The organism is Deinococcus sp. QL22, assembly GCF_023370075.1.
Lineage (GTDB): Bacteria > Deinococcota > Deinococci > Deinococcales > Deinococcaceae > Deinococcus.
In genome coordinates this window covers 3,121,694-3,145,911 of record NZ_CP097149.1, presented here as the reverse complement: position 1 = coordinate 3,145,911, position 24,218 = coordinate 3,121,694, and the positions used below count along the sequence as shown (strand labels likewise).

Annotated in this window: 19 protein-coding genes; 10 read left to right on the top strand and 9 right to left on the bottom strand. The window is 60.9% G+C overall.

Annotation, left to right across the window (positions count from 1 at the left end):
* Nucleotides 1-42: 42 nt before the first annotated feature.
* Nucleotides 43-1,359, bottom strand: coding sequence for an NPCBM/NEW2 domain-containing protein (locus M1R55_RS15590; RefSeq protein ID WP_249392633.1), 1,317 nt, complete (start codon nucleotides 1,357-1,359; stop codon nucleotides 43-45).
* A 328-nt stretch (nucleotides 1,360-1,687) separates the two neighbouring features.
* Between M1R55_RS15590 and M1R55_RS15585 the strand changes: the two genes are divergently transcribed.
* Together M1R55_RS15585 and M1R55_RS15580 are read left to right on the top strand one after the other, a co-directional pair.
* Complete coding sequence (locus M1R55_RS15585) at nucleotides 1,688-1,918, top strand: hypothetical protein (RefSeq protein WP_249392632.1); 231 nt, start codon at nucleotides 1,688-1,690, stop codon at nucleotides 1,916-1,918.
* A 110-nt stretch (nucleotides 1,919-2,028) separates the two neighbouring features.
* Nucleotides 2,029-2,292 carry a hypothetical protein gene (locus tag M1R55_RS15580; RefSeq protein WP_249392631.1) on the top strand — a complete coding sequence of 88 codons (264 nt, stop codon included), beginning with the start codon at nucleotides 2,029-2,031 and terminating at the stop codon, nucleotides 2,290-2,292.
* 315 nt (nucleotides 2,293-2,607) lie between these two features.
* Here the strand turns inward: M1R55_RS15580 and M1R55_RS15575 are convergent, their stop codons facing one another.
* Together M1R55_RS15575 and M1R55_RS15565 are read right to left on the bottom strand one after the other, a co-directional pair.
* A complete protein-coding gene (locus M1R55_RS15575; protein WP_249392630.1) occupies nucleotides 2,608-3,276 on the bottom strand; it encodes a hypothetical protein in 669 nt (222 codons plus the stop codon).
* A 774-nt stretch (nucleotides 3,277-4,050) separates the two neighbouring features.
* Nucleotides 4,051-4,584 (bottom strand): SMI1/KNR4 family protein, encoded by a 534-nt coding sequence (locus M1R55_RS15565; RefSeq protein WP_249392629.1) that lies wholly within the window; start codon nucleotides 4,582-4,584, stop codon nucleotides 4,051-4,053.
* A 337-nt stretch (nucleotides 4,585-4,921) separates the two neighbouring features.
* Between M1R55_RS15565 and M1R55_RS15560 the strand changes: the two genes are divergently transcribed.
* On the top strand, nucleotides 4,922-5,071 hold the full coding sequence (locus tag M1R55_RS15560; RefSeq protein WP_249392628.1) for a hypothetical protein: 150 nt from the start codon (nucleotides 4,922-4,924) through the stop codon (nucleotides 5,069-5,071).
* Here the strand turns inward: M1R55_RS15560 and M1R55_RS15555 are convergent.
* The 3 genes from M1R55_RS15555 to mnmD form a co-directional block, all read right to left on the bottom strand.
* Nucleotides 5,068-6,192, bottom strand: a complete 1,125-nt coding sequence (locus M1R55_RS15555; protein WP_249392627.1) for a diguanylate cyclase — start codon at nucleotides 6,190-6,192, stop codon at nucleotides 5,068-5,070. The genes M1R55_RS15560 and M1R55_RS15555 overlap by 4 nt on opposite strands.
* A 506-nt stretch (nucleotides 6,193-6,698) precedes the next feature.
* Nucleotides 6,699-6,998 (bottom strand): hypothetical protein, encoded by a 300-nt coding sequence (locus M1R55_RS15550; RefSeq protein WP_249392626.1) that lies wholly within the window; start codon nucleotides 6,996-6,998, stop codon nucleotides 6,699-6,701.
* 248 nt (nucleotides 6,999-7,246) lie between these two features.
* On the bottom strand, nucleotides 7,247-7,927 hold the full coding sequence (gene mnmD, locus M1R55_RS15545) for a tRNA (5-methylaminomethyl-2-thiouridine)(34)-methyltransferase MnmD (protein ID WP_249392625.1): 681 nt from the start codon (nucleotides 7,925-7,927) through the stop codon (nucleotides 7,247-7,249).
* A 163-nt stretch (nucleotides 7,928-8,090) separates the two neighbouring features.
* On the opposite strand from mnmD, the gene M1R55_RS15540 reads away from it, so the two are divergent.
* The gene (locus tag M1R55_RS15540) at nucleotides 8,091-10,115 is read left to right on the top strand and encodes a translation factor GTPase family protein (protein WP_249392624.1); all 2,025 of its coding nucleotides are present in this window, start codon (nucleotides 8,091-8,093) and stop codon (nucleotides 10,113-10,115) included.
* A gap of 168 nt (nucleotides 10,116-10,283) precedes the next feature.
* On the opposite strand, the gene M1R55_RS15535 is transcribed toward M1R55_RS15540, so the two are convergent.
* Together M1R55_RS15535 and M1R55_RS15530 are read right to left on the bottom strand one after the other, a co-directional pair.
* Nucleotides 10,284-14,813: a glutamate synthase-related protein gene (locus M1R55_RS15535; RefSeq protein ID WP_249392623.1), complete on the bottom strand. Its 4,530-nt coding sequence runs from the start codon at nucleotides 14,811-14,813 to the stop codon at nucleotides 10,284-10,286.
* A 405-nt stretch (nucleotides 14,814-15,218) separates the two neighbouring features.
* Nucleotides 15,219-17,579: an HD domain-containing phosphohydrolase gene (locus tag M1R55_RS15530; RefSeq protein WP_249392622.1), complete on the bottom strand. Its 2,361-nt coding sequence runs from the start codon at nucleotides 17,577-17,579 to the stop codon at nucleotides 15,219-15,221.
* Between the two features lie 356 nt (nucleotides 17,580-17,935).
* Here M1R55_RS15530 and M1R55_RS15525 point away from each other — a divergent pair, with 356 nt between their 5' ends.
* Together M1R55_RS15525 and M1R55_RS15520 are read left to right on the top strand one after the other, a co-directional pair.
* A complete protein-coding gene (locus M1R55_RS15525; RefSeq protein WP_249392621.1) occupies nucleotides 17,936-18,208 on the top strand; it encodes a stage V sporulation protein S in 273 nt (90 codons plus the stop codon).
* Between the two features lie 100 nt (nucleotides 18,209-18,308).
* Nucleotides 18,309-18,998 carry a zinc metallopeptidase gene (locus M1R55_RS15520; RefSeq protein ID WP_249392620.1) on the top strand — a complete coding sequence of 230 codons (690 nt, stop codon included), beginning with the start codon at nucleotides 18,309-18,311 and terminating at the stop codon, nucleotides 18,996-18,998.
* A 449-nt stretch (nucleotides 18,999-19,447) separates the two neighbouring features.
* On the opposite strand, the gene M1R55_RS15515 is transcribed toward M1R55_RS15520, so the two are convergent.
* Nucleotides 19,448-19,540: an IS110 family transposase gene (locus tag M1R55_RS15515; protein WP_249392619.1), complete on the bottom strand. Its 93-nt coding sequence runs from the start codon at nucleotides 19,538-19,540 to the stop codon at nucleotides 19,448-19,450.
* 801 nt (nucleotides 19,541-20,341) lie between these two features.
* Here M1R55_RS15515 and M1R55_RS15510 point away from each other — a divergent pair.
* The 4 genes from M1R55_RS15510 to proB all read left to right on the top strand — a co-directional run bounded on the left by M1R55_RS15510 (nucleotide 20,342) and on the right by proB (nucleotide 24,145).
* Entirely contained in the window at nucleotides 20,342-21,454 is a 1,113-nt protein-coding gene (locus tag M1R55_RS15510; RefSeq protein WP_249392618.1) for an IS4 family transposase, read from the top strand.
* 176 nt (nucleotides 21,455-21,630) lie between these two features.
* A complete protein-coding gene (locus M1R55_RS15505) occupies nucleotides 21,631-22,575 on the top strand; it encodes an IS110 family transposase (protein ID WP_249392617.1) in 945 nt (314 codons plus the stop codon).
* A gap of 84 nt (nucleotides 22,576-22,659) precedes the next feature.
* The gene (locus M1R55_RS15500; RefSeq protein WP_249392616.1) at nucleotides 22,660-22,908 is read left to right on the top strand and encodes a hypothetical protein; all 249 of its coding nucleotides are present in this window, start codon (nucleotides 22,660-22,662) and stop codon (nucleotides 22,906-22,908) included.
* A gap of 145 nt (nucleotides 22,909-23,053) precedes the next feature.
* Entirely contained in the window at nucleotides 23,054-24,145 is a 1,092-nt protein-coding gene (gene proB, locus M1R55_RS15495; protein WP_249392615.1) for a glutamate 5-kinase, read from the top strand.
* Nucleotides 24,146-24,218 lie beyond the last annotated feature (73 nt).

Sequence of the window (24,218 nt, the reverse complement as noted above, 5' to 3'; positions counted from 1 at the left end):
ACTTCAGCCCCGGGAGACTCGCCCCGGCTTCATTCCGCTCGGCTAACGAATCACCGTGTAGAACAACACAAATTCAGGGTTACTCCTGTAAAATTGATCCCGGTATCCAGCCGTAATAACTCCAGTCGTACTATTGCCGATATTGACTCCCCCGCTGATGCTGCCCGAAAAGCCACCAAATCGAAAGGTCACTTCCGCCTGCATGCGTGCGCCGTCTCCGCTCACTGGCCCCACCGACAGAATCCGGGAACCGTCGCCGGGATACACCGGTGAGATCAGTGCCAGCGGGTAGGCACGGTCGAGGGGAGGATCGGCGGTTACGGTCAGTATCACCGTTTTAACCTCTTCCGGACGGCCAGTGACTGAACGCGGTTCAAAAGAGGCCGTAAAGTTGATCGGCAGTTCAGTCAGTTGCACTGGTACGCGGTCAAGGGGTTGACCGTTCTGAGAGATCACCAAGTGAAAAGCGGATGAGTAAGAGAAAGCGCCGAGTGGTTTGGGGGCAGCGAACACCAGATCATGTGTTTCGGAAGCCGCGCCACTCAGGGTCAGCGTGTTGGTCTGAAGGACGATTGGAACAGGGTTAAACCCCGGCTGGATTGGATCGGCCACCAATCGGATATCGACTGGGCCGGATTTGTAGTTGGCAAAGGTCGCTTGGAGGGTGCCTGTATTCAGATGGTAGACCGAAAGTGCCGACTGGTTCAGCGTCAGTGTGGCAGGCCTGCTGGGCGTGGTGGCCTGGCAGGAGATCAGGGGTTTGGCCCAGTCCGCATGGTCAAAGTCGATGCCGTCGCCCGCATCGGTGACCACCAGGCGCAATTCCTGTTTCCCCGTAATATCGAGGTCAATCGTTTTGGTTGGGCTCGCCCCAGTCATGGTGCCGCTGTCATACGCTTTCTGGCCGTCCAGATACACTTGGAACACCACGCTGCCTTTGCTGCCCACTTCGTCGTCCAGGCCGATCTGGCTGGTGAAGCGCGTACAGGTTGCATCCGTGCCTTTGAGGCCGAAACGCATTTCGCTGCCGGCATGCGTCCCAAAACCCCGGTCAAAGGTGACGCCGTTGAGGGTGAGCGTCTTGCCGTCCCCGGCTTGTTGCTCGCCGTTGCTGCGGTCGATCTCGATGGGGCCCCAGGCGTTGTGGGCGGCGAGGATCGGCTCGTAGTACAGGTTGTTCTCTCCAGCAGTCAGACTGAGTGGGGTGAGCTGGTTCGGTGACGTGGTGTAGGCCCAGGGATAACTCACTCCACCTGCATACGGATCGGCGGCAACAGACGAGGGGGGCTGACCGCAGGCGGTCAACGCGAGGGTGAGGGCGCTTCCGACCAGCAGGGAACGGGTGAGTCGTAGATGCATTCCAAAGAGCCTCTAGCCACGGTGAGATGTGAGGGTTGTGAGGGGTGGCTGTTCAAAGGGTACCCCCAAGAGCTTTAGGTTTCTTCAACTTCAGTTCATGAAAGCTTAGGCGCACAGGAAGGCATGACAAGGCAGGGAAGGTGAAGTTGAGTCGGTTTCTTCAGTGAACCGCCCCCCGCTCCAGCTTCGGCTGTAGGCAGGGGCCTTCTTGCATTCTGTTGCTGTTGCGGCATTTGAGCCTTCGAAGTCAGTCCCCAGCTCTTACACTCAGAAGTATGAGATTCCTCACTCCCCTGAGCCCCGCCCCGCTCTTGCCGGACTCAGCTCCATGGTGACTGTTGCGGCCTGGCAAGCGTGGGTTGCCAGCTTGCCGAGTGATCCAGTCGAACTTGCACAGGTCAGGGCAGGGCTGCAAGTTGAGGTCACGCAAGCGGAGCGTCGGTTGGCGGAAGTCTTGGCCACGGGGGGTAACAGTCGGGCCCACCGAGAGACCCTGATTGAGCTGGCCAAACTGAACAGCAAGCTGAGGCTGCTGGAAGCTCGTTTGGTGGCGGCTTAAGGTCTCAGGGGCATTTGGGTCGCACCCTTTCACTCGGGTTGCTCACACCTCGCGACGCCCCCGCCTCAACTTCGACTGTGGGCGGGAGCATTTTGTTTTACCTTCTGCCTATGCACCCGCCTGACCTGACGCCTGTTGAGATTGCCGATCTCTTAGACGCCGCCTACCGTCAAGACCGAGGGTTGACGCATGACGGGCCAGATCTGACTGTGCGGCTCGAACTGGCTGATTATCTTGGCTGTCATCCTGAGGTACAAAGCGAGACCTGGAACGTGTGGCAAGAACTGATGGGTGATGAGGAAGGGGATGTGCTGGAAGATGATGCCGCGTTCTGGCTGGACGTGGAATTCGTGGAGCCCTGTCCAGACTCGTAAACCTGCCAGCAAAACCAGAAGTCCCACCTTGCATTCCGGTGCAGTGGTGGGGCTTTTCGTCATGTTTGGGGGTTAAGTAGTTCTGGGGTGGTCAATCCGCGAATGCAGTTCAATTCAGCAGGCTCAGCAGGTGCCGCAGCGTGGTATCAAACACGGTTGCCATCATCCACCCCATCAGGCTGTTCAGGAGCCGGGAGCGGATCAGCGGCCACGACAGGCGGGTGAGGACTGGCGTCGGCGGGTCGGTGGGGCATCACCACCAAGAGACACCCCACTGACCCGGCGTCAGTGGGGTGTCTCTTGGTGCAGCGTGGGTTAGAACACGCTCACGGGCAGGGTGGTGGGCGAGGTCACGGTGGAGTTCCGCATCTCGCCTTCAGCATTGGCGCTGTTGATGGTGCGCACCACAGCGTTCCAGCCTACTTTGAGGTTGAGGTTCAGCGTCGTGCTGAACGTGGGGCAGCTCAAGGTGCCGGTAACCGTGTGGGCCTGAGCCGTGTAAATGCGCTCGATGAAGTAGTCGCCCTGCACCGCTTTGCCGTTGTAGCTGAGGTTGCTCTGCTCGAAGTCGCGGGTGAGCACTTTGTTGGTGGTCGTATTTTCGAGCATGTACTCATCTACGGTGTAGTGGGTGGCGTTCGGCAGGCTCTGGGTAAAGAAGCCGGTGCAACCTTCGCGGGGGGTGGTCTGGTAACGGTTCAGATACGGCGCTACGTCGGCAGCAGTGGGCAACGTGAGCGAAAAGTTGCCCTGAGCGTCTATCGGGGCGGACGCGAGTACCTTGGCGTCTGCCACGTTGGTGGTGGGGTATTCCACGACGCTGAGGCGGCCTAGGGTACCGGGGGTCCAGGTTACGACCTTGTCGGTGATGACGCCGGCTGTGAGGGCGGGGTCAGGGGCGGGGGCGAGGTCGCTGGCCCGGTCGCACGAGGCGATCAAAACAGAGAGACTTAAGGCAGCAACAGCAAGGGAAAGTCGGTTCACGCGGGCCATCATAGGGTGAAGGTCTGGTGAGGGGAGGCTCAGATCCAGCATCCCCTGATGGGGGGGAGCAGAACTTCAAAGCAAGTTACCTCTGTAAGAACCTGACGCCTTGCTACAGAAACCCCGCTCTTTTCAGAGCGGGGCGCCGCAGCTGGTGGGGAGATCTACTCCCGCCGAAGCGTGCAGAAAGAGTAGCAAGGAAGAACCCTCTCCTTCGCTGATGCCTGGGCGAGGGCATTTTTACGTACCCCCCTGCGCTCACGTCGCTATGCTTTTCCCATGAATGACGTTCCCTGCCCTTGTGACTGAGTCTGGCGGTTTCGTGCTTCCCCTCGCGGGCTGATCGTTTATCAGAAAAAAGGCGAGGGTTGGTCACCGTGGCCGTCTAATCCGTGGTCATCGACGATTGAAAAATTCCGTTGTCAGTAGGGTAAAAACCCTCGTTTGGAGACTTGGCGCTCGTAGAGATCAACCGCCAATATCTGAGCAACAAAAACCCTTCCACTAAGGGACGGGGCGCTGATGCTGATCGAGATGGCGTTCAAGCGCCTGTTCCCTCAAGCCGGTACCGGACAACTCAGGCGATTTGGCTGGCTTGACTGCTCTCAAGAAGATGGCAACAAACTTGTCTCTTCTGGCTGGCGGCGTTCCGGCGCATTCGTTTTCGGTATGAGAGGTCGGCGGAAATGTTTCTGGCCCTGAACCTACTGGCCTGCGTATTGATCTGTTTCCGACGGCTCAAAAACGCGAGCAAGTCGTAATGCCGCGCCGGTTTTAGGTGTCCCAGGGCCACGGCGCCCCGGTGCAGGATGCGAGCTCCGGATCGAGGGCCAGCGTGAGCGCTCGGTCAAAGGGCCAGGCCATCCACTGCTGCTCTTTACGGATGAACAGGGGTACGAAGTGGCGGAAACTTGATGCCACGAGATACGCCGGTTGGTCCATTCCATCCTCGTGATCCATGAATAACACCGGATGGCTTGGTCCGTAACGTGCATCCAACGCCACTACGTAGACATTGCCGCACCCATCAACGGCCACTGGGAGCCATTGGGCTTGGACCCAATGCGGGTAGTGCGTGAGCACTTCACCCATGTCATTGGGCATATCGGGCGCAATCCCAAGGAAAGCCTGCGAATCAACGAACGCGCCATTGGTACGCCGGAGCCATTCGTGGACATCCTGAGGGACATGGACCCCGAAGCGCGTTTCGAAATGATGCAGCGCGTCAGCGGCGAGGCCTTGGGGCAGGGCTGGATCTGGTCGTGGCAGGGCGTCCAGAACCGCGAGCGCCTCATTGTAGGTGTCCATAGGATGCCGCCGTTCTATCACCGCCACCGACATAATCGACGAAGAAGTCAACCCCCCAAGCTTATGAAACAAGTTCTAATTCCGGCGTTGTCAGGAAGTTGTCACAGGCTCAGGCGCACGCTGAATCATGTCCCCACCTCCCGGGCCCAAGCCGCCACCACCGCCGCCCCGACCCCCGCCTACAGTCATTTACCCGCACCCCTCGACTTAAGCGAACAACAAGCCCTCACCTGCGCTGATGCGTGGGCGAGGGCTTGTTTAGTGTGCCTTGACACGAGTCAAGAACCATGAAGGGTGACTTACCTTGGACGGCCTGCGGTGGTTCTACCCTCTGCCCATGCACCCGTCTGACCTGACGCCTGTCGACCTCGCCGACCTGCTCAATGCTGCCTCTCGCCAAGACCGAGGACTGAGCCGGGAAGGGCCAAATCTAGAGATGCGCTCTGAGCTGGCTGATTACCTTGGCTGCTCCATCCCGACCCTTTAGTTGAGTCCGTTGTCGGGCCTGGGTTTCCCTTTTCGCTGGTACATGGCGGTATCGGCGTGATGGAGCAGCGACTCAACCGTGATGCCGTGTTCTGGATAGTTACTGGTTCCGACACTTGCCGTCACGGACAGTTCCTGCCCCGCCCATGTGATCGGCTCACTCACCGCCTGAGCAACACGCTTTTGAATGGTCGCAATCGTATCGATGCGGACAAGGTTCACCACAGCAGCAAATTCATCGCCACCCAAGCGCGCGACCACTTCTCCACCCCGCAGCATCGAGGTCAGACGCTGACCGACCAGCCGTAAGACCTGATCACCCATCTCGTGACCATAGGTGTCGTTGACCTGTTTAAATCCGTTCAAGTCGATGTACAGCACGCAGAAGGGCACAGGTGGGTTGGCACTGGATGCGGCGTCCATTCGGCGGGCCACCTCCTGTTCAAACCAGCGGCGATTCGGGAGGCCCGTCAGAGCGTCCGTGTGCGCCAGCTGTTGATACACTCTGGCCCGTTCCAGGGTGGCCGCGTGGCGACCCGCAAAGTGATACACGATCCCCGCCAGCACGAAACAGGTCAAATTGGCCAGATTCAATTGGACAAGCGCGTTCAGGGTTTGGCCGTCACGCTCGAACTCCGAGGTGGCCGCGTAGATGCCGGAGAGCAAGACCATCAATGCGATGAAAACCATGTTGACCATTCGGCCCAGGCGGAGGTTGGTGGTAAGGAAGGTGAACATGAAGACCGCTGGCGTCCAGAAAAACGTCCCGCTTAATCCTGCGGTCACATCATCGGTCGTGGAGAGGAAAAACAGGAGATAGCTCAGTTTGGCCAGAAAATAAGCGCTAAACCCGATCAGAACGCTGGAAGAGACAAACGCGTACGATCGGGGGTTCAACACCAGCAGAAGGGCAAGCCCGAGGAGACTCGCGAGAACTCCCCGGTACATCACCAGATCGAATGAAGGCGGAGACGGTGCCGTGGACTCGAGCACCAGGGCGGCTAGGGTGGCGACAACGGCCATGGCGAAGATCAGGAGCACCGTGGAGCGGTGCACGCCCACGATGTGGAGTGGCGGCTCTCGCCCCTGTTGATCCAGTTTGTTGCGCACTTGACCTTCCATGATAGAGGCGCCGGCTGATCGCTATCTTTCCCTGAGCGGATCAACCCTTTTTTGCCGGGGGGTTTGCGCGAAGGCGGAGGGAGAGCAGACCGACTGGAATATCCATGCGGTTGATCCATTCCATGAGGAGAGCCTCGTTACGCTCTCCCGTGTAGAGAAGAAGACCACCGGCTAAGCCCACCGATACACCCGAACCTGCCCGCCTCAGCGCGGGCTTTTCTCTTGCCAAGAAAAAGCCCCCTCCACGGGGGGCACGCTTGATCAAGCGGTACAATCCACCTGTCCAGCGCAACCACAGCATGAATCCAAGCAGGGACGTGGGTCTATCGGATTTCTGATACACCCCCACCGTATGAAAACCCCGCCCAGTGAAGGACGGGGCGCCGCAGCTGGTGGGGAGACCTACTCCCGCCGAAGCGTGCAACAAGGATATTAGACCGAATCTGCTGAGTGCTCCCGCTTGTGCTGCATCTAAAAGAAGGTCTCAGGTCAGTTTTTGGTGTGCGCTATCTGTAGATCACGTGACGTTCCTCAGGGCCTGGGCCTCGAATCCGAGTGTCCTCAGGTAAAGAGAGCAACTGCAGTGTCCGTCGCATCAGCTCGATAGCCTCATCCATGCGTGACCCATCCACCTCGATATCGATAATGATTTTGCCCATCCCTGCTCCCGCACCAGTGACCTCTCCCATGCGGGCGGCTTGTAACGCCTCTTCAAGAGCGTCCTCGATATCCTCTCGATCGATGGAATCAGAGGCATCAAAGCTTGTGACATTGAGAATAATCTCAAAAAATGATTTCTCAGCCATGCATTCAGCGTAGCCTCTCGTGGTGTCTTTGCGGTTGAGTCCATCGCCAAACTGTCTACGTTTTTCTACATCAGACCACTAGCGTGAGTTATCCACAGGGCAACCTTAGGGGAGTGGATAACTTATTGCTGTCATGAGTGCGCTACCACTCACTTCCGGGGCCACTTTGCTGGCCTGCCGTGACGCCCTGACCGCTGCCGGAGTGCGGGAATTTTATTACGCGGTCATTGCCCGTTGAGGTTGTTTCTTCACTCTCCCTGAACTGCCCGCAGATGCTCCCGCTTCCCTTTCGGCCCTGCCCTTTTCTCTACGCTTAAGCCCGCTGCTGCCAGTGCCCGCCGCACCCGTCCCGCCGCGCTATAAGTAGACAGGACGCCGCCCGGAGCCAAGGCCGCCGCCAACTGCTGGGCCACTTCCGGTGTCCAGACTTCCGGGTTGCGATCCGGCGAAAAGCCGTCCAGATAGAGGGCCGACGCCCACTCCTGCGGCAACTTGGCAGTCAGGACATCCCTAAAATGGACGGTCAGGCGCACCTGTTCGGTTTCTACCGTCAGTGTGGGAAGGGTAGGCCAGGCGTCCAGCAGGGCCAGCCACGCCGGATGCTCCGCGCCCTCATTGCCCTCAGCCACGGCCCGCAATACCTCTACCGGGGCCGGGTCAAATTCGTAAGCCACGTACTCCAACGTCGCTCCCCGCCTCGTCGTATCCGTCAGCGTCGCCCGGAAGTTGACGCCCACGCCAAAGCCGATTTCCAGCACGCGGGGGGCGGGGTGGGTGTGCGTGCCCGTGCCCTCCACGAACACATGCCGCGCCTGTGCTGCTGCGCCAAACCGCGATCCATACGCTTCTCCGAACCGGGCGTTGAAGGCGGTGCGCGAGCCGTCCGGGGTGTCTATCAGGGTGGGGAGGGAAGGGGAGGCACCGGGCATGGGCCAAAGCATAACGGTGCATCTCGTACCGGCGCACCTGTTGCGAGTGCTGCCGCTGGATGTATGCTGACGCCACCAACATTTTCTCTGAAGAACACTTTGCCCGGCGCGGTGGCTGTTCGCCCGTTCACTCTCAGTTCCCAAAAGGTCTGGTGGTGCAAAAATGCCCTTCCGTATTGTCAGCATCGCCGCGCACAGTGGCGCGGGAAAAACCACGCTCTCCGAAGCCCTGCTGCACCGTTGCGGGGCCGTTTCACGTGCCGGGAAGGTGGAAGACGGCACCACGCAATCCGATCACACCGAGGCCGAAAAACGCCACGGCTTTTCTATTACCACCGGAGTCCTGCGCCTGACCTGTGGCGGCACCGAGTTCACGTTGCTGGACACGCCCGGTTACGCCGACTTCGTGCGCGAGATTCGCGGGGCGATCCGGGCCGCCGACTCCACGCTCGTCCTGGTCAGCGGTGTCAGCGGGGTAGAGGTGGGCACCGAGCGTGTATGGGCCACCGCTGACCGCTTTGCCATGCCGCGTGTGGTGGCCATCAACAAGATGGATAGGGAACGCGCCGACTTTTATGCCGTGCTGGCCGACATCAAGTCCAGCCTGAAGGGGCCGGTGGCCGCCGCTTACCTGCCGTTGGGCGAAGGCGCAGACTTCCGGGGCGTGGTGGAAATCCTGACCGGGCGCGTGCTCTTGGACAATGGTCAAGAGGGCCAGCCGGAAGACGCCGCCGCCCTCCGCGCCCCGCTGCGTGAATCCCACGAAGCCTTGCTGGACGCCATCGTAGAAACCGACGACGACCTGATGAACCGCTATCTGGAAGGTGAGGAACTGAGCAACGAGGAGTTGCAAGCGGCGTTCTTGAAAGCTGTTCATGCTGGAACGTTGTATCCGGTGGTTCCCGTGAGTGCGGCTACAGGTGTTGGATTAGGTGCCCTGCTTGACCTGATGGTGGCCGGAATGAGAAGCGCCCGCGAGCGCGGCCCGGTGACGGGAGCGGACGGCCAGACCCGCGACCCCCTGCCCGAAGCGCCCGCCAGTGCCCGCGTGTGGCGTGTTAGCGTTGATCCGTACGTGGGCAAACTGGCCTATATCCGTGTCTGGAGCGGCACGATTCAACCCGGCGACACGCTGCGCAATACCACCCGTGGGGTGGACATCAAGCCCGCGCACCTGTATGTGGTGAACGGCAAAGACCTGACCGAAGTGCCGGAACTGCGGGCCGGAATGATCGGCGTGCTGACCAAATTGCCCGACCTACACACGGGCGATACTTTGGCCGACCCCGCGCAGCCCATCGAATACGATCCGCTGCTGTTGCCCGACCCGGCACATACGGTGGCCCTGCACGCCACCACCCGTCAGGACGAAGACCGCCTGAGCGCGGCCATGTCGCGGATTCTGGACGAAGACCCAACCCTGCATTTCACGCGCGAGCCACAAACCGGCGAGCAACTGCTGTCGGGCATGGGCGAGATGCATACCGTGATCGCCATAGAAAAATTGGCCGCGTTGGGCGTCAACGTGACCACTAGTATTCCCCAGATTCCGTACCGCGAAACCATCCACGCACCCGCTCAGGCACAGGGCAAGCACAAAAAACAGAGCGGCGGGCACGGGCAATACGGAGATTGCCGCATCCGCATCGAACCCGGCGAGGGGTACGCTTTCAGGAGTGCGGTGGTGGGCGGCGCGATTCCCGGCAAGTACATTCCCAGCATAGAAAAAGGCGTGCAGGACGCGCTGCAAAAGGGGCCGCTGGCAGGCTACCCGTTGCAAGATATTCACGTCACCGTGACTGACGGCAGCTACCACGACGTGGACAGCAGCGACATCGCCTTTCGTACCGCCGGAATGCTGGCCCTCAGAACCGCCGTGCAGGACGCCCGCCCCGCCCTGCTGGAACCTGTGATGCTGCTGAAGGTGCGCGCGCCCGCGCAGTTTACTGGCGACCTGATCGGAGACTTGCAAACCCGCCGCGCCCGCGTGCAGGGCATGGAACCGGAAGGCACGGTCATTACTGTGAGTGCCGTGGTGCCGCAAGCCGAACTGCAGAACTACAGCGCCGACCTCCGCAGCCTGACGGGAGATAGGGGCGCGTATTCGGTCAAGTTACATGGCTATCAGGATGTGCCGGAGCATCTGGCAAAGAAAGTGATTGAGGAAAGAAGGGGGGCGGGGGTGTAGAGGAGAACAACAATCTGTGTTCCTTCCTTGAAGGGGCGTTGCGGAGTAACGGGTGGGTTGTCTTGCAAGTCAGCCGACCTCCCCAAGAACATCAAACCAACAAGAACAGCCCCCGACGCATCCACGCCGGGGGCCACCCTCATGTGTCTTGACTCAGATATCCTTGCTTTACTCCGTCGCCACCGACTGATCCACCGTCTGCGAAGCGGGAAGCACCATGCGGAAGTGCCCGGCAGGATTCACCAGCAATTCGGCAATGCGGCGGGCGGGCACAGGTTGCTCACTCTTCAGCAGCAGCTCGTGGTATTCGCCCAACAGGTCGCGAATATCGGCGGCTCCCTGTGCGCTGAGAGGCAGGATTTGCACGCTGGCACCTTTGGCAAGGCGGCGAGACAAGGCCGCGTCGTCCATGCCCTGACCGGGTTCAAAACGCAGGTACACCACGCCGCCGCTCATGCCCGAGCAGATCCACGGGCCGGGGTCGCCCACCACGATGGCGCGGCCTGCGGTCATGTACTCGAAGGCGTACCCCTTGGCGTTGGCGCGGGTGGCGAGTGCGCCCAACGTGTCGTCAATGGGAGTGCGGAGGTCGCCGCCCAGCACCACGTCGGCCCCGCTGAGGCGCACGCAAAAGCGGCTGTCGGCGCTGCCCTGCACAAAGAATTTCCCGCCGATGGCCCCGTAGGCAAAGCTCTTGCCCACGCTGCCGTCCACCCGCGTGCCCTGATGGTTGCGGCCCTTCAGGATCACGATTTTGCCGCCCAGCGCACTCTTGCCCACGCCGTCCTGTGCGCCGCCGTCCACATGGATGTCCACGGGACTGTTGTTGAACGCGCCCAGTCCGTTGCCGGGGATGCTGCCCGCTTCAAAGTGCAACTTCACGCGGCGGGCCTGACGGGCGGTGCGGGGGTCGCGGGTCAGCGTGCCGACCAGATGCGTGCCCAGCGCACGTTCGGCGCTCTGAACCGGGCCGTCGCGGTAGATCACGTCTTCTTCGTCATCTTCCTCGATGGCTTCCGTGACCCACTCGCTCACCATTTTGGTCATGTAGTTCAGCGGCTTGTGAATCACGCGCTTACGGTTGCCGACCGTTTGCCACGCTTCGGGCTCTTCGGCGCGGCTCAGCAGTTCAGTCAGGTCGAGGGCGTCGGTGACTCCACTCAGCAGGTCGGCGCGGCCCACGAGTTCCTGCAACGAGCCGAAGCCCAGGCCCGCCACCAGCACGCGAAGTTCGGAGGCGATGCCGCTGTAGAAGGCGTGCAGGCGGTCTACTTCGGTAGGCAGCACACGCGGCACGAAGCGTTTGAAGCCGTGGGCTTTGGCCTCTTCTTCCGTCTCCACCTGCGTTGTGATTCCGACATGGCAGGTGTCCAGTTGGCAGCCCCGGCAGATCGTACAGCCGATAGCCACCATGCTGAGCGTGCCGAAGCCCACGCGGTTTGCACCCAGCGCCACCATGCGGGCCACGTCCAGTGCAGTCTTCAGGCCACCATCGGCCCAGAGTTCCACGCGGTCACGCATTCCGGCCGCCACCAGCATCCGGTGGGCACGCGCCACGCCGAATTCCACGGGCATTCCGGCGTATTTCAGCGCGTGACTGCGGGCCGCACCCGTTCCGCCTTCAAACCCAGACAGCGTGATGATGTGTGCCCCGGCCTTCGCCACGCCCAGCGCAATGGTGCCCACGCCCGGCGTCACCGGAACCTTCACGCTGATCTTGGCCTGCGGCGCGATGGTCTTCAGTTCCTCGATGAGCTGCGCGAGGTCTTCGATGGAATACACGTCGTGGTTGTTGGACGGCGAGATCAGGTCGGTGCCCTGAACCGCGTGACGGGCCGCTGCCACTTTCGCACTGACTTTCTTGCCGGGAAGGTGGCCGCCCTCGCCGGGTTTCGCGCCCTGTCCCACCTTGATTTCGATCACGTGGGCGCTGTTCAGCATTACGGAGCTGACGCCGAAACGCCCGCTGGCGACTTGCTGGCCGCGCCAGTGTGTGTACTGGTTCAGCATCGAGGGAATCTCGCCGCCCTCGCCGTTCATCGCCATGATGTTCAGGCGCTTGGCGGCTTCCACATAGGCACGGAAGGCTGTTTCACCCTGCGAGCCGAAGCTCATGGCGCTGATCACAAACGGCAGGCTGTGGCCGCCCACCGCCAGGTCTACGCTGTCTGGGTCTACGTCTTCGCGGTCTATCGGGGCCTTAAATTCCAGCAGTTGCCGCGCCGACAGGGGCATCTCCAGTTCCAGTGCCCGAATCCGCTGCTGGTAATCGGCGGGGCTGATTTCTCCGTTGGCGAGGCTGAATGCGGCCTTGAACACGCGGGGATTGAAACGCTGATCTCTGTCCATCGTTTCGCCGCCCGCGCCAAATTTGGTCAGGCGGGTATGCAGCGTCTTCTCAATCCCGGCGAGGTCGTAGCCCTTCTCGCCGCCCCAGAAGCCGCGTGCGCCGATGGCGTTCATCACGTCGGCAGACAGGCCCAGCGCACTGAAAATCTGGCCGTAGCCGCGCAACTCGTGAATGCCCATCGTGGACATCACCTTTTCCACGCCTTTGGTCAGGCCCGCGACCAGCTTGTTGGCGGCTTCCTCGGCAGGATACAGGGCGTACATGGCGCTCGGCTCCACGGCTTCGGCTCCCAGCCCGATGAGGAGCATCACGTCGTGCAGGTTGCGAATCTGGCCGCTGCGAACGACCACGCTGGTCAGGCGGCGCAGGCCCACGCCAGCCTCATCGCGGGCATTGGTCAAAGCCTGTTCCAACGAACCCACCGCCAGAGCGATGTCTATGGCTGCTTCACCGTTGGCGTACAGCGCCGTATCGTCCACGATCAGCACTTCCGCGCCGCCGCGCACGGCCTCGGCTCCCTGCGCGTGAAGGCGGGCCAGGGCGTCGGTCAGGCGTTCGCCCGTTTGCAGGTTGGGCATCAGCGTCACGGTCTGAAAGTAGTCGCGCACGCCCTGCAACGTCAGCGTGCCGTGTACTTCGGCCACCACTTTATTGGGGGCCAGGATCGGCGTCAGCAAATCCACGCTGTTGCCGTCGCTGCTGCCAGGCAGAGGGCGGCGGCCCAGCAGGGCACGGGTCGAAAAGTGCTCGATTTCGCGTTCGCGGTCAATGGCGGGGTTGGTGACCACGGCCACCGTCTCCTTGAAGAACTCCGCGAGGTTGGGTTTTTCAGCCCGCAGCGCAGGCATCTGGCCGTCGAAGCCCAGCGACGCGATCGGCTCTGCGCCCTTGTCGGCCACGGCTTTCACGTATTCCTCGTCCCAGCGTTCCCAGCCCATAGCCGCACGCACGGCCTTGGAAAATTCTGGCAAGCTGGCTTCGTCGGTGGCGGGGGCGTGGGGGCCGTTCACGCGCTCATGGGCGTTCTCGAAGTTGTAGCCCTTGCCGTGCACCCGCTCCAGCACCAGGCGCTGCACATTCTCGTTGGCGTGCAGTTTGACGGTGCCGCCGCCCAGGCAGGCCACCATTTTTTCACCGGGGGCAAAGGGGGCAGGGTCGATGACCATGCTGCCCAGGGGAATCACGCCGCGCTCGCTGCTCCAGAAGTATTCCTTCTCGGTTTCACCGAACCACAGGGGGCGCAGGCCCATCGCGTCCACGGAAAACACGCACTCGTTGCCGTGCCGCGCAATGATGGCTGCCGGGCCTTGCGCCAGTGGCCCGCCGCCCGCCCGCAGGCCGATGTAGGCGCTTTGCAGGGTCGTGGAAAAGCTCTTGACCTCGCTCAGCACGGGCGGGAACACGCTTTCTACAGCTTCCAGCAGGCTCATGCCCCGGTCATGGATATAGCCCATCAGCACGCGGTTCAAATCTTGGCTGTCGCTGCCGCCCGTGAGGGGCAGGCCCAGTTGCGTGCCTTCTTTGCGCAGACGGTCAATGGTGTTGATTTCGCCGTTGTGGGCCAACAGACTGAAGGGCTGCACCTGCTCGAAGGTCGACAGTGTATTGGTGGAATAGCGGTTGTGCCCGATGGTGACCACTGACATAAAATCGGGCTTGGACAGTTCGGGGTAGTAGCGGGGCAGGAGTTCGGCGCTGCCGCGCACCTTGTACACCACGGCGTTGGTGGCGAGGCTGACCACATGCACCGGGTACTTCTGTTCCAGTTCCAGCGCCAGATTGAAGAGCTGTGAGTCGCGTTCGTGGCGGGTTTCGCCCTTCACCATGCCCGCGATCTGCACAAATTGCGGCTCGGTCAGGCGGGCAATCGGCCCCAGCGCGTGCGAATAGACCTGCCCCTGACGCTCCAGCGACACAGTGACGCCGTAGCGACTGGCGGCCACCCGCAAGGCGTCCAGCAGTTCGCGGGTGCTCTGGCCCTGCGGCACAAAAAAGTGACCGACGAAAAAGTTGGGAGAGTCTACATCGGCCACATTCTGGCGGCCCTCTTCCATGTAGCGCTTCCAAACGAGGCGCGGAATATCGGTCTGAATGCCGGCGCCGTCGCCCTCGCCGCGCACTTCGCCGCTGCGGTGGGCCATGTGCGCCAGTTCTTCCAGTGCCCGCACCACGTTGCCGTGACTGGCCTCGCCTGTCTTGCGAATCTTGCACAGAATCCCGCAGGCGTCATGCCCGATCTCATCGAAATTGCCGGGGAACATCGGCTCCAGCCGGGTGCGCTCGGACTGGCGGTACAGGCTATCGCCCGGTTGGTAGAAGGGTCGGTCAGAGTGAGATGGGTTGGTCATGGCATCCTCCGGAGAAACTGGAACGGGCTGAGATGTGGTGCAGGTGCGGCTTCGTGTCCGGGAGACACCAACAAGGTGCATGCGGAGCGAAATTATTCATGTATATGGCATAAAGCAGCCGTTGCGTGTGCGGGCCTGTCCAGATACAGCGGGTTACTTGTACAGGCACAGGCCTTCATGAAAGCGCACTCTGAAACCACATGAAAGGAAAGGGCCTGCTGCTGTTACGTGGCGTTCCACATGTTATTTTGTCTCAGATCCATTCAAGTGATAGGGGCGGGGCATACCAGAGGGGTTACGTCTGACCCGAGTGGTCTAGTCTTTTGCCTGTATGCAGCACATGCATATAAACTCTCTTCAGCTGGTGTTGATTCAGGCCGTCTGGCATCCTTCCGATCTGGAGTGTCAATTGAGCAGAGGACTGACGGCGGAATCGCTCGTGCGGGCCGCGCTCTGAAACCAGCGGAAAAAGGCGTCTACGACCTCCGGGTCGAGTTGTTGGCCGCGCTGGTTCTTGAGTTCTAAGAGGGCGGCCTGTTCTGTCCATGCGCCCCTGTGTGGCCGCACACTGATCAGGGCGTCGTAGCAGTCGGCCACCGCAAAAATGCGTGCCAGCAGGGGAATATCGGTTCTAGCTAGCCCAGCCGGGTAGCCGCCGCCATTCCAGTGCTCGTGGTGAGAACGCACGATGTCCAGCGTGCCGGGCAGCACACCGGGAAAGTGGGCAGCCAACTCTGCGCCCAACAGCGTATGGGTGTGCATGATGTTTTGCTCGGCGGCGTTCAGAGAGCCGGGTTTCAGCAGCACCTCGTCTGGAATCTGCAATTTGCCCAGATCGTGCAAGTACGCCCCCTGCCGCAGCGCCGCGATGTGCTGGGCGCTCAGATTGAGCCACCGGCCCAATGCCGTTGCCAACTCCACGACCCGGCGGGTGTGGCCCGTCGCCTCGCCGCCCCGCGTTTCCATCGCCAGCCCCAGCACCAAGAGCGCTCCTTCCTGCGCCAACTGGGTCTGAAGGCGCTGCTGGTGCGTAGAGAGCATGGCGGCGGCCCACAGCCCAAACTCCTCGGCCATCACCAGGGACGCGTCGCTAAAAGCGTGGGGGTCGTGCAGGTTATCGAGGTTCAGTTCGGCAAATACCTGGCCGCCTACCAAAATCGGCAGCAGCAGATTTGCCTGCAATTCCTTCGACTGGCCCGATAACTTGTCTATATCAGGAGACTTGTCGGCCAAATCGAGGCGGCGCTGGTGCAATGCCTGCCCCACCAAAATTCTGGGCCGTCCCTGTACATGACCTGTGGGATCGCCGTGCCAGGCCTGCATATTGGGAGCTGGATAGATAAACCCCAGCAACTCTGGGCTAAACCCGACCTGCGCCTCGATGACCGAAATGCTTCCCCGGCGCACCCACAAACTGCCTGCTTCAGCACCTGGCACACATAGAATGGCGGCTTCCATCAGGCCTTGCAAATCTGGCATAGTGCCGCCCTGATGGGCCAGAAACCGCAGCAGCGAGCGGAAGGTATCTACAGCAGGCGACGCGGCGTTTAGTGGAGGCTGTACCAAGGGAGCCAGCGGAAGTTTCCATGCCACGGCCAAGCAGTTGCGGCCCGCGTTTTTGGCGGTGTACAGCAGGTCGTCGGCCTCCTGAAACGCTTTGGGGCCATCGGCCACCAGGCCGCCGGACAGGGTGATGGCGCGGTCTTGGGCGTCTGGCCACGCTATGTGGAACCGTTGGGTCAGCAGGTGCGCCACCTCAGTCTGGATGGTCTGTGCCAGGGCTTCGGCCTGCTGCCGCGTGCCCTGAATCCGTACCGCAAATTCCTCACCGCCCACCCGGTAGGCATGGGTCTGTTCAAGTTTGCTGCCCTCAACATGCATCTGCAGGAGCGTGCCAAAGTTGCGCAGCACGTCGTCTCCGGCCAGATGTCCGAATCTATCATTCAACGATTTGAAATGGTCGAGGTCCAGCAGCAGCAAAAATCGGTCAGGGCCAGAAACGTCGGGCTTATCGGTCTCAAAGGCGTAGCGGTTGAGCAGGCCAGTCAGGGCGTCGCGGGTTGCCAACACCTGATAGGTGCGGGCACTCCGGAAACCGCGGCGCATCAGCAACACCGTGGTGGCCCACAAAATAAACCCCAGCACGCTGAAGCCAAATTGCAGCGCCAAATTGGCCCAGGCTACGCCCGACCAAACATCAAGGCCCCAGTGAATGATGTTGAACATGATGCTACTGGGGATAAATATCAGCGCCGCCAGGTAGCCATAGGCCCGCACACTCCGCCAAATCCATCTGTTGTTGGAAAGGTCGGTCAAAGCAGGCCCGGCGTCCAAATCTGCCGGAGGAGTGTAGGTGTTTTGAAGCGCCCGCAGAGGACGGAGGCGCATATAGACTCCCCAGCGCAGCGCTCCCCCCACAATCATGATCAAGCTCATATGGATAAGCTTGGGTGTCGTAACTTCTTCACCGAGCAGTGCGGTATACAGGGCGACAACGAGAGCCAAGGCCAAGGCGCGGCTCGTTCCGGCGAAAAATGCGGCAATAGCCAGCGGTACGCCCCAAAAGTTGACGTACAGACCCGAAGACAATTCGTAAGGGTGGGCGAAAAAGGTCAGGCTGGCAACCCCGTATGTCACTATCCGTAAAAAGATGCTCAGGAACGAGGTGGCATGAGTAAAGGTAAAGCCGATCACCAGGGCAAACATGGCAAAAAGGGCCACATTGGTAAATAGTCCATCTACCCCAACTTTCAATACCTCATCCATCTGCGCCCCATCTTGACCTAAGAAAGATGTTTTGTGAAGCGTCAGAGAGGAAATTGCATGCATGGATACCTTCTGACTCACCGGTTTATATCAGGTGACTATAAGTATTTTTATACTGTCATTCCTCAGATAAATGATCATGTCCTGGTGTGAGCACCTCACCTGTTTGCTTCCGGCACAATAGTGAGGCTAGACTGAAAATATATTCACCCAACGGAGTGGACGGCCTGTCTGTATAAGTGTGTATTTAAGTGCGTGTATCACGTCTGCTGCGCTCTATGCGCCTCCGCCTGTCAGCCACAGCCTCCCCTCCGCCGATTCCGTAGAAACCTATGCTTTTAAGGAAGTGACCTAGAGTGGAAACTTTGCGCGTGTCCGGCAAATCTCGGCCCAATGCGGTGGCTGGCGCAATTGCTGCTCTGATTCGTACAGAAGGACAATTGGAAGTGCAGGCCATCGGCCCCGCCGCCGTGAATCAGGCGGTCAAGGCCCTCGCCATCGCCCGCAGTTACCTGGAGGGAGACCACCTCGACCTCACGGCCCAGCCCGCATTCGTCAAACTGGAGCTTGAATCTGAGGAGCGCACTGCCCTGAAATTTGTGGTGCTGTCGCTGAAGCCCGTGCGGTGAGCCGCGTCCGAGCAGCTTTGGAGTTGCTGAATACGAAGATCAGCTCCTCTCATAAAACTTGAGTGCCATACACTAAGATCGGTGGGGAGGAACTGCCGCTATGGACTTCTTGTTTGGCCCCTATAGCTCACTGATTCTGCTGATTTTTGTGGCTTCACTGCTCATTCAGGGCTATCTCAGCCGCACCTATGGCAAGTGGAGCCGGATTGCCAACCCCCGTCAACTTACAGGCGCGGAAGTGGCCCGTATGATGCTGGATGAACACGGCCTGCAACACATCCCAGTCAACGCGGTGCCGGGGCAACTGAGTGACCACTACGACCCGGTGCGTAAGACCGTCAATCTATCTCAGGGCAATTACGCCGTGCCCAGCGTCAGCGCGATGGCGGTGGCCGCGCACGAAGTTGGACACGCCATACAGGACAAAGTGCGGATGCCTGCGCTGGTGCTGCGGGGCCGCTTGGCCGTTCCCCTCGGTCTGGGCATGAATCTGGCCCCGTTGCTGTTGTTGGCGGGGGTGTTCCTGCAACTCACGGGCCTGATCTGGGTGGGTGTGCTGCTGTTCGGTGCGGCGCTGCTCTTCCATCTGATCACCCTGCCCGTAGAGTTCGACGCCAGCCGCCGTGCTCTGGCCTACCTGAATGAAGGCGGCCTGAACGGTGGCCCCGAAACCGCCAACGGCGCACGCACAGTCTTGACAGCCGCCGCCCTGACCTACGTGGCGGGCTTTGCCATGGCCCTGGCGCAACTGCTGAACGTGCTGGGAATTGCCCGCAGCCGCAGTAGCTGAATACCTCGCAGTAACGCTTTAGCTTTACCGAGCGGAGCGAGAAACGAAGAAAGTACGGCGCACTGGAAACGTGCCATGTTAAGTGCGCCGTACTTAAAGCAGTAGCTAAAAAGGTTGTGGGCCGGAGGGGATGTGGGCGCGTGCTCAGTACCCGAACCTGGTATGTCAAGTTGGCGGAGAAAAGACCCAAAAAGATCCTATGAATGGGCTGGGATGGGGCCGCCCATGTGACGCGCCTGCAAGGTTCGGTACAGCTCGCGGGCTAGGTGGGTCTTGAGTGCTCGAAGTGCCGCTCGTTTCGTTTTTCCCTCTTGTTCTTTCCTGGTCACGAATGTTTTGGTGCGTTCATCACAGCGCAGCCGGGTCAAGGCCATCAGATGGAGCACCCTGTTGAGCTGTCGGTTGCCACCGACACTCACGCACCAACGCGTGTTCTTCCCACTCCCCGTTCAACTGGGGCAGCGCCGATAACTGGCGAAATGATGGACATCCTCAAACCGCTTGATGTCACCGACTTCGGCGAGCACAGTGCCGGCCAGCACGACGCCGATCCTGCAACGTCAACAGGGTGGGGCCACCTGAGCGACCAGGGTCGCCATGGCGTGTTCAACTCTTTCAACGCTGCTTCGAGAGAGGTCAGTACCGCCTGCAGGGCGGTGCTCAGCAGTCCGTCGTCGTGTCTGGGAGCGCTTCGAGCATCATCTGGTTGGCTTTACGCTGCTGAGCGAGCTTGTCCCGCGTGCGGGACAATTCCTGCAAGCGGGTGCGCTGCGTGCTGAGCTGGTAGGGCGGGAGCTGTGGGTTGGCCAGCAGCACCGGGCGACGTTCTCGGCGTCGACTAGGTCGTTCTTTTTCTTGCCGCGACGCGCACGGTATTGGCTGGTCAGGCTGGGATGGATGTGATACACCGACTGATCATTGGCAAAAGCAGGGCCAACAGGGGAGCGACATACCGGTTGCCTGCACCTTCAATGGCCCAGCAATGCTCTTCGAAACGAGCAGACCAAGCACACAACTGATTCAGGCCGTCGGTGTCGTTCTGGACGCTCAGGCTGTCCAAAACGACGCCCGAGAGTCGAGAGCGACGGCCGTATGGGTCGTGGGGTGGGGATCAAGTCCAAGAATGATCATGGTGTCCTCCAACAGAGTTCGGCGTTTCACCCCCACCCGCGCAGGTCTGTTCTGGATTGGGCCCGCAGGCAGCCTGGTATCAAGCGAAGAGCAGCGGTGTCGTGCCGTTGAGAAAGAGAACGCGCAATTCGGGTACAAGCGACGAGCGCAGACAGTTTCAGGGCGACGCTCTCTCCTCACCTTATTTTTGACATACAGACAGTTTCAGGGGCTTGAAAAGCTCGGCTGACACGCGAGAACAGGACGCGTCCCCCGATGTCCTCGCCAAGCTGACCCGCTGCTTCACCGCGCACTTCCCGGAGTTCCGCAAGAACCAGGTCGAGTTGCTCTCGCTCATGGTCCTCGCTCTCCTTGGGGGCAAGGACGTCCGGCATGCTGAACTCGCGGCGCGCTTCCCCGGAAGCGCGCACACCGCCTCCGTCATTCGCCGCATAGAGCGCTTCTTTGACCGTCATCCCATCCAACCGGCCGACGTCGCCCGGGTCGTCTTGACGCTCCTTCCCGCCGCGCAGCCACGCGAATTCATCCTTGACCGGACAAACTGGAAGTACGGACAGACGGACGTGAACGTCTTGCTGCTGGCCGTCATCTGGCGGGGCGTTGCCATCCCCCTGCTCTACGAGCTGCTGCCCCACGGGGGCGGCAGCTCGACGGAGATCCGGCACACCCTTATGGACGATGCCCTCTGCCTGCTGTCCGCAGCGGAGATCCGGGTCCTGTATGCCGACCGCGAATTCGTCGGCTACGACTGGATTCAGGGACTGGCTCACCGTGGGATTCCCATCTGCGTGCGGTTGCGGCGCGACACGCTTCTAGACGACTGGACGGCGCAGGACTGGCTGAGTCGCTTGCAGACCGGCAACGCCGGTCTGCTGGTCGAAGACACAGTGGTCTACGGACAGCTGATGAACGTCGTTTTGACCTATACGCAGGATGGTGAGGCCCTGATCATCGCCAGCAACGCAGGGGCAGTGACCACGATCCAGTCTCGCTATCGGCGGAGGTTCCTGATTGAGTGTCTCTTCAGGGCGTTGAAAAGCAAGGGCTTCCAACTGGAGGGCACACACATGACGCTCCACGATCACGTGGAGCGCCTGCTGTGCCTATTGACGCTGACCTACACGTGGTGCGTGCTCGTCGGGGTCACTCTGGAATGTCCGAAGAAGACACATGGTCGCCGGGCCTGGAGCGTGGTGAAGATGGGTTTGCGGGAACTGGTGCGGTCGTTCAGCCGAGAGTCAGCACGCATGGGCGACTTGATTGACCTGCTGATGCCGTCCCACACGAACTCCCCGGAAAATGTCTGTATGTCAAAAATAAGGTGAGGAGAGAGCGTCGCCCTGAAACTGTCTGCGCTCGTCGCTTGTACCCGAATTGCGCGTTCTCTTTCTCAACGGCACGACACCGCTGCTCTTCGCTTGATACCAGGCTGCCTGCGGGCCCAATCCAGAACAGACCTGCGCGGGTGGGGGTGAAACGCCGAACTCTGTTGGAGGACACCATGATCATTCTTGGACTTGATCCCCACCCCACGACCCATACGGCCGTCGCTCTCGACTCTCGGGGCGTCGTTTTGGACAGCCTGAGCGTCCAGAACGACACCGACGGCCTGAATCAGTTGTGTGCTTGGTCTGCTCGTTTCGAAGAGCATTGCTGGGCCATTGAAGGTGCAGGCAACCGGTATGTCGCTCCCCTGTTGGCCCTGCTCTTTGCCAATGATCAGTCGGTGTATCACATCCATCCCAGCCTGACCAGCCAATACCGTGCGCGTCGCGGCAAGAAAAAGAACGACCTAGTCGACGCCGAGAACGTCGCCCGGGTGCTGCTGGCCAACCCACAGCTCCCGCCCTACCAGCTCAGCACGCAGCGCACCCGCTTGCAGGAATTGTCCCGCACGCGGGACAAGCTCGCTCAGCAGCGTAAAGCCAACCAGATGATGCTCGAAGCGCTCCCAGACACGACGACGGACTCGCTGAGCACCGCCCTGCAGGCGGTACTGACCTCTCTCGAAGCAGCGTTGAAAGAGTTGGAACACGCCATGGCGACCCTGGTCGCTCAGGTGGCCCCCACCCTGTTGACGTTGCAGGGGATCGGCGTCGTGCTGGCCGGCACTGTGCTCGCCGAAGTCGGTGACATCAAGCGGTTTGAGGATGTCCATCATTTCGCCAGTTATTGCGGCGCTGCCCCAGTTGAACGGGGGAGTGGGAAGAACACGCGTTGGTGCGTGAGTGTCGGTGGCAACCGACAGCTCAACAGGGTGCTCCATCTGATGGCCTTGACCCGGCTGCGCTGTGATGAACGCACCAAAACATTCGTGACCAGGAAAGAACAAGAGGGAAAAACGAAACGAGCGGCACTTCGAGCACTCAAGACCCACCTAGCCCGCGAGCTGTACCGAACCTTGCAGGCGCGTCACATGGGCGGCCCCATCCCAGCCCATTCATAGGATCTTTTTGGGTCTTTTCTCCGCCAACTTGACATACCAGGTTCGGGTACTGAGGGGCGCGTGCCTGCATCCCCTCCTTTTGTTTTGACTGCTGCTGAACCCGGCATACTGGCCGCCATGCAGCAGTTCGTGTATGTGTTGGAAGTGGTGCGCGGCACTGGGTACATCCGGGCGCATTTTGCCCAAACGGCGGGAGCCGCGCAGCGCAGGGCCAGCAAGTATGTGGCTGGCGGAGTCTGGGCCGAAACTGGGCAGGTAGGCCAACCGTTGCGCCTCCTAGACGGCCAGCGGGAGTTGGCGCGGGTGGTGCGAGAAACAGTGGATTACAGCTGAATATTGATCGTCCTCGCCCCTCCTTAGACCCTCAGACCCTTGACCCTTGGACACAGCACACTCGGATAAGCACAGCACCCTTAGACCTCGCCCGCCTAAACGTGATTCCCTCTGCCTCCCGGCCTAGCCCCTATGCTGGCCCCCTATGCGCGTTGTTCTGAAGTTGGGTACGAGTGTCTTGACCGCCGGGGGAGACCGGATTCACGCGCCCCGGATCGTGGATCTGATGCGGGGCATGGTGGCGGTGCGGGCGGCGGGGCATGAGGTGGTACTGGTCACGTCGGGCGCGGTCATAGCCGGGTGGGAGGCGCTGAATTTTCCGCCGCGTGACCGGACTCTGGCCGAAAAACAGTTGTTGGCAGCCGTAGGACAGGGCCGCCTGATGCACACCTACGCCCAGATTGCCGACCTGTACAGGGTTCCGGTGGCTCAGGTCTTGCTCACCGCCGACGATTTCCGAGACCGCACGCGCTACCTGAATGCCCGCACCACGCTGGACGCCTGCCTGTCGCGGGGCGTGCTGCCGATCATCAACGAAAACGACACGGTGGCGACCGGGCAACTGAAAGTGGGCGACAACGACACGCTTTCTGCCTTTGTCGCCAACCTCACCGAAGCCGATTTGCTGGTTATTCTGACCGACGCGCCCGGCCTGTACACCGCCGACCCGCGCACCCACCCCGACGCCACCCTGATTCCCGTCGTGGAGCGCGTGACCCCCGACATCTGGGCGCTGGCGGGCGGCGCAGGCAGCCACCGGGGCACGGGCGGGATGCACACCAAAATTCAGGCCGCCGAAATCGCCACCCGCGCCGGAACCCCGGTGGTGGTCGCGCCCGGAGACGCCCCCGACGCCCTGCCCCGAATTGTGAGCGGCGAGGCGCTGGGCACGCGCTTTTTGGCCGCCGTGAACCGATTGGAGGCCCGCAAACGTTGGATTCTGGCCGAAATCGCGCCGGGTTGTGTGACGCTGGACGAGGGCGCGGCGCGGGCCGTGCGCGAACGGGGCGGTAGCCTGCTTCCCGCCGGAATTACCGCTGTAGAAGGCACCTTTGAGCGAGGCCAGACCATTCGGCTGTTGGCGCCCGATGGCAGCGAGGTGGCGCGTGGCCTGACCCGGTACCGCGCCGCCGACCTGTCGCGCATTCTGGGTCGCCACTCCCGCGAGATAGAGGGCCTGCTGGGCTTTACCTACGGCGCAGAAGCAGTGCACCGGGATGATCTGGTGAGGATTTAGAAGCTGGGGTGTGGATCGTAGGAAAAGCGCGGCTCTGACCAGCATGTCTAGCTGTTGACCTGCCCACAACCGA